This window comes from Pseudomonas sp. ANT_J28 (genome assembly GCF_008370005.1).
GTDB lineage: Bacteria > Pseudomonadota > Gammaproteobacteria > Pseudomonadales > Pseudomonadaceae > Aquipseudomonas > Aquipseudomonas frigoris.
The window spans coordinates 1-5,417 of sequence record NZ_VOBM01000083.1 but is presented as its reverse complement, the minus strand read 5'-3'; the positions used below and the strand labels follow the sequence as shown (position 1 = coordinate 5,417).

The 5,417-nt window shown below is 57.8% G+C and carries 5 protein-coding genes and 1 pseudogene; 2 read left to right on the top strand and 4 right to left on the bottom strand.

Going from position 1 to position 5,417, the window contains the following annotated elements; genetic code table 11:
* Together FQ187_RS29555 and FQ187_RS29550 are read left to right on the top strand one after the other, a co-directional pair.
* Window positions 1–97: transposase domain-containing protein (locus tag FQ187_RS29555; RefSeq protein ID WP_149631264.1), on the top strand; the 97-nt coding region annotated here is incomplete at its 5' end.
* 241 nt (window positions 98–338) lie between these two features.
* Window positions 339–1,421 (top strand): 2OG-Fe(II) oxygenase, encoded by a 1,083-nt coding sequence (locus FQ187_RS29550; protein ID WP_149632188.1) that lies wholly within the window; start codon window positions 339–341, stop codon window positions 1,419–1,421.
* A gap of 130 nt (window positions 1,422–1,551) precedes the next feature.
* Here FQ187_RS29550 and FQ187_RS29545 read toward each other — a convergent pair.
* The 4 genes and pseudogenes from FQ187_RS29545 to FQ187_RS29535 all read right to left on the bottom strand — a co-directional run.
* Window positions 1,552–1,902: pseudogene (locus FQ187_RS29545) on the bottom strand (transposase); the annotation flags it as partial.
* Between the two features lie 30 nt (window positions 1,903–1,932).
* Window positions 1,933–3,273, bottom strand: a complete 1,341-nt coding sequence (locus FQ187_RS29540) for a glycosyltransferase family 39 protein (RefSeq protein WP_256667488.1) — start codon at window positions 3,271–3,273, stop codon at window positions 1,933–1,935.
* Window positions 3,260–3,400, bottom strand: a complete 141-nt coding sequence (locus FQ187_RS30675) for a hypothetical protein (RefSeq protein WP_256667487.1) — start codon at window positions 3,398–3,400, stop codon at window positions 3,260–3,262. Before FQ187_RS30675 ends, FQ187_RS29540 begins: the two co-directional genes overlap by 14 nt.
* A 344-nt stretch (window positions 3,401–3,744) precedes the next feature.
* Window positions 3,745–5,417, bottom strand: a 1,673-nt coding sequence (locus FQ187_RS29535; protein ID WP_149632187.1) for a calcium-binding protein, incomplete at its 5' end; no start/stop codon positions are given.

Below are 5,417 nucleotides of genomic sequence, written 5' to 3'. Positions count from 1 at the left end.
TCCGTACGCGTATCTAAAAGATGTCCTCACGCGCCTGCCGACGCAGCGCGCGAGTGAAATCGATCAGTTGCTGCCGCATAGGTGGCAGCCGGTCTAATCAGGCAAGGCGTGATGCCCGGACGCATACGGTTCGCCCGACCATCAGCGCATTTGACAGCTTCAAAGGGGCTGAACTAGCTTTACCTACAAGCTCCGAGTGCTTGGAGTTTTCCAATCTTCGGCATCGCAGCTGGCGGCAGCACAGGCCCATTTGTACGTTTGGGAAAGCGGCGGCATTCGGGATGTGTCTCTTGGCTTTACTCCCAATAACGACCACTGCCTACTGGCAAGGAGTTGTGATGCGCGCCACGGCGTTTTCAGTCGGTGAACCTGCCCCTTGGTTCTATTGCCGTACTCAACTGAGAGAGCGTTTTTGTTTCGACACCGTAGCTGGCCGGTATGTAGTGATTTCTTTTTTGGGTTCTGCGGCTGATCCTGCATCTATTAAAGTTCTGGAAGGGCTTCGGGCTCATCGTGATCGCTTCGATGACGATCAAGTCTGCTTCTTTGGTGTTTCCGTAGATCCAGAAGATGAAAAGCTGAAACGGGTAAAAGATTCGATACCTGGCATGCGCTTCATCTGGGATTTTGATCGGTCAGTTAGTGCGTTCTACGACACATTACAGCTAGACGGCAGCATCAGGCCAATGACCTATGTGCTAGACCCTGCGCTACGAGTCATGGCCATCGTCCCGATAGAGGAGCCGGTTGATAACCATGTGCCCTCGTTAATGCGCTTTCTGGATAGATTGCCAGCACTGGCTCCTCAACATGCAGCCACTCCACACGCACCAGTCCTAGTGGTTCCCCGTATATTTGAGCCCGCGCTGTGTAAAGCACTAATAAGTTATTACGACGAACGTGGCGGAGAGGAATCCGGGTTTATGGTGGAGCGGTCGGGTAAAACCGTCCAAATCGCCGACCATAGCCACAAACAACGTCGCGACTGCACGATTGAGGACAAGGCTCTATCCAAAGCATGCTCGTTGCGTATAACCAACCGCCTGGTTCCAGAGATACACAAAGCGTTCCAGTTCAATGCCACACGGATGGAGCGCTATCTGGTGGCCTGCTACAACAGCGAGGAAGGCGGGCATTTCCGGCCCCATAGGGATAACACCACCAAGGGTACAGCGCACCGCCGTTTTGCCATTTCCTTGTTTCTTAATTCGGGAGAGTACGAAGGAGGTTTTCTGCATTTTCCAGAATTTGGAAAAGTGCTTTACAGCGCCCCAGTTGGAGGGGCTGTGGTGTTTTCGTGTTCTCTTTTACACGAAGCCACTCCCGTAACCAAAGGTCGCCGCTATATGTTCCTCCCGTTTCTATACGATGATGCTGCTGGTGTCATTCGAGAAGAGAATCTCCCATTTCTTGAAAGTTGACTCGTGCTCAACACAATTCGACTGTCATTACAGATGGCCGTGAATGCTAGCTCGTTGTCAGTGCAGTACCGCGACCCTGCGTACCCAAGGTCATTACATCAGTATGTCTGCTGAAGTCACCTTGCGTAAGCTAGGCAGGCACCCACTTATGCGGCAGCAGTTGCCCGATCTCGCTTGCTCGCTGCGTCGGCAACCGCATCAGCACATCTTTGAGATAGGCATACGGGTCATGCCCGTTCAGGCGCGCCGACTGGATCAAGCTCATGATCGGCGCCCGTTTGCCGCTGCGTAGCGATCCGGCAAACAACCAGTTCGAGCGTCCAAGTGCCCATGGCCGGATCTGGTTTTCGACCTGTTTGTCGTCGATGGGCACAGCCCCATCCTCCAGGTAGCGCGTCAACGCTACCCAGCGATTAAGGCTGTAATTTAAGGCTTTGGCGGTTGCCGATCCGTTGGGCACAAGATCACGCCGGGCCAACATTCAGTCATGCAGAGCTTCAATGACGCAGTTTCAAGGCTTGATCTGGCCCTGATTGGCGCACAAAGAGCCCAGCCCGAGCAGCAGGGCCGAACGCTTGGGTTTCAGATACGACTCGATCCGCGTCAGGGTGCAAGGCGCCAGGGCTTGCAATGCCGCAGGAAGCGGTTCCTGGACAAACAGCAGGCCCGGCGTATGGGCTACGCTGCTGGCCTGCGACTCGGTGATCGAACTGACGGGCCGCCCCATGTAATAGACCAGGCGAATGTCCGCAGCTCCCAAGCTATAGGCCGGGTAGTTTGGGTACGCGTCGGTGGCGGCCTTTATCTGCGCAAATCCGTCGATCCGATGGGCGAACACCCGCCCTTCAAGACCCAAGTAGAACAGCGTGTATCCCGCCAGTACCACGGCCGGAACAACGCGCAGACTCCAGCGCTGCCAAGGGTGCCGGGCCTGGGTCAGCAGTTGGCTCCAGTGCCAGGCCAACAGCAGGGCGATGGCCGGGTAGATAGGCAACAGGTACTTGGCGTGCTTTTCGGTGAACAGCGAGAAAAGCAGCAATGGCACCAGAACGCAGCACAGCAACAGGGTCAGCTGCGGGCTCAGGCGGATGGCGTGCCAGAGTTGCCGCGGCCGCACCAGTAATATCAGCCAGAAGGGAAAGAAATCCCCACCCAGATACAACAGATAGGCATACCAGGCTTCTGCCCCCTGGCCATTGATTTTCTTGACGATGTCTTCGTTGAGGATGGCCGACCAGACGCCCCAGCCCTCCTGCATGGACACAGCCAGATACCAGGAAGTCCCGACCAGCACTGCAAGCATCCAGCCCCAGCTGTCACACAAAAATGCTCGGGCCAGACGATCGCGGCTGATCAACGCATAGACCAATATCGGTGCGGTCACCCACAACAGGCAGACCGGCCCCTTGGTCAACAAGGCACAGCCGAGCAGCCCGTAACTGAGCCAGACCCAGCTGCGACCGCCTTGCGCGAACAGAAAGCGCCATGCACAAAACAGTGCCAGCAGACACAGGCCGGTCAAAGGCATTTCAATTTCTGCCCGGCGGGCAAACAGGCTGAACCCGGCATTCGCCGCCAGGAACACCACAGCCAGCAGCGCCACTTGTCGCCCGGCGAATGCACATGCCTGGCGATACAAGGTCAGACAACACAGCGTCGCAAACAGCGCCGAAGGCAGGCGCACGCTCCATTCGGAGAGGCTGCCCAGCAGTGATGTGCTGACCAGGGCCAGCCAATAGAACAGCGGCGGTTTGGACAAGTACAGCTCGCCGTTCATGTACGGCAACAGCCATTGGCCAGCCTCGTGCATTTCTCGTGTCGTAACGGCGCGCCGGGCTTCATTGGCGCTCATGAACGGCAAACTCCCCAGTTCCCCAGTAAAACAGCAGCAGGAGCAACACCGCCACGCCCAGGGTTGGCCAGTCCAGCGCGCGCCGCGCGGTTTGCATCGGCACGAATGCCTCGCCTTCTCTACTCATACACGCCTTACTCCTTCCCCAAGATGCACGAGAATGCGTGAGTCTGCCCGACGGGTCAGCTCATCGTGTTTTCGTGAACTAATAACAACGTATTGCGCCTTCACGTAAGTTCCCGCTGGTTTCCAACGGAACACGAAGTGTAGCCAAGGCTGTAGAAAAGTTAGCGTGCGCTAATCACACTTTTCAGCCCGGGAATATCAATATTCCTTGTTCTACCCGGCTATAGCTGAGTGCGATGCAGGCAATCGAAGTAAAAAACGGCCAGTTTTATTAAAAAGAAAAGGGAGGGCATCCATGCCCTCCCCTCCGCTTTTCACGCGTCTGCGACAGTACTGATCAGGACCTCAAGTGGCGAGAATGAAGTCTGCGGCAGTGACGGTTGTTGCATCGGCCACACCGACCAGGCGGATGGAGTCAGCTATTCCTGCGGAGCTGATCAAGGTATCCGCACCGACATCGGTGATGATGACGCTGCCGGCAAAGGTCGCAGCGGTGACGCCGAACGCGGAAATATCGAGCAGGTCCTGGCCGCCCACCGCGTTGGCATCGAAGCCGATGATCTGATCGGTCCCGAAGCCCGCTGCGAACATGAAGATATCGTTGCCACTGCTGGCAACCATCACGTCGTTGCCGGCACCGCCAGTAACCGTATTGTTGCCAGTACCGCCATCGATAAAGTCATTGCCGGTACCACCCAACAATGTGTCGTTACCGTCACCACCGAGCAGCGTGTCGTTGCCTGTTCCACCATTCAAGACATCCGCCCCATCACCGCCGTCGAGGCTGTCATCGCCAGTGCCGCCGTTCAGGGTATCCGTGCCAATGCCACCGAACAGTTGGTCGTTACCGGCGTCGCCATTCAGTGTGTCGTTGCCGCCGTTGCCGGTGAGGATGTCGTTGCCGCCGCCACCATTGAGGGTGTCATTACCCACCCCGCCGGTGATGACGTTATTCAACCCGTTACCGTTGCCGACGAAGTTGCCGACTCCGGTGTAGGTCAGATTCTCGACATCAGCGCCCAGCGTGTAGCTGGCCAGAGAAGTCTGCACGGTGTCCGTACCGCCACCCACCACCTCGACCACCACGTCCAAGGCTGCATCGACGACGTAGGTATCGTTGCCGGCTCCCCCCAACATCCGGTCAGCACCTGCACCGCCATTGAGGAAGTCGTTACCCACCCCGCCGGTGATGGTGTTGGCTAGCGCGTTACCGGTACCGGTGAAGTTACCGGCTCCCGTATAGGTCAGGTTCTCGACGTTGGCACCGAGCAGGTAGTTCGTCAGGCTGGTTTGCACCAGATCGGTACCGCCACCCAGCGCCTCGGTGACAACGTCACCGACGTTGTCGACCACAAACGTGTCGTTGCCGGCACCGCCGTTCATGGCATCCGCGCCGAGCCCACCATTGAGGACGTCGTTGCCGTCCTCGCCATTGAGGACGTCGTTGTCGTCTCCGCCGTTGAGGATGTCGTTGCCAGTGCCGCCAAACAACTGGTCCATACCGGCGAGGCCATTCAGCGTATCGTTCCCGCCCAGGCCAAACAGCACATCGTTACCTGCGGTGCCGGTGAGGGTGTTCGCAAAAGCATTGCCCTGCAGCACCACGCCCTGTACCACAACCGCCGCCGTCGCCGCAGAGGTCACCGACTCCAGCGTGCCGAAGCCATCGATGTAGCGCACGATCACTCGCAGTTGCAGATTGACCTGCGCCGCACCAGGGGTGAAGGTCGCAGCAGTCGCGCCGTTGATGTCGGTGAAGGAAGTGCCGACACCTTGCTGCCATTGGAAGCTGAATGTGCCCAGCCCATCCAGATCGGCAATCCCACCCGTCAGCGCGGTCAGCACCTGCCCTTGATCCGGTGTCGTATCGCTGATCAGCAACGCGCCTGTCGGTGCATCGTTGACGTTGGCCACCGGCCCCAGGATGTTGGACGAAGCGCTTTCGGCCGCACCGAAGTCATCCACGTAGCCGATTACCACGCGCACTTCCTGGCCGACCTGAGCCTGGCCAAGCGCGA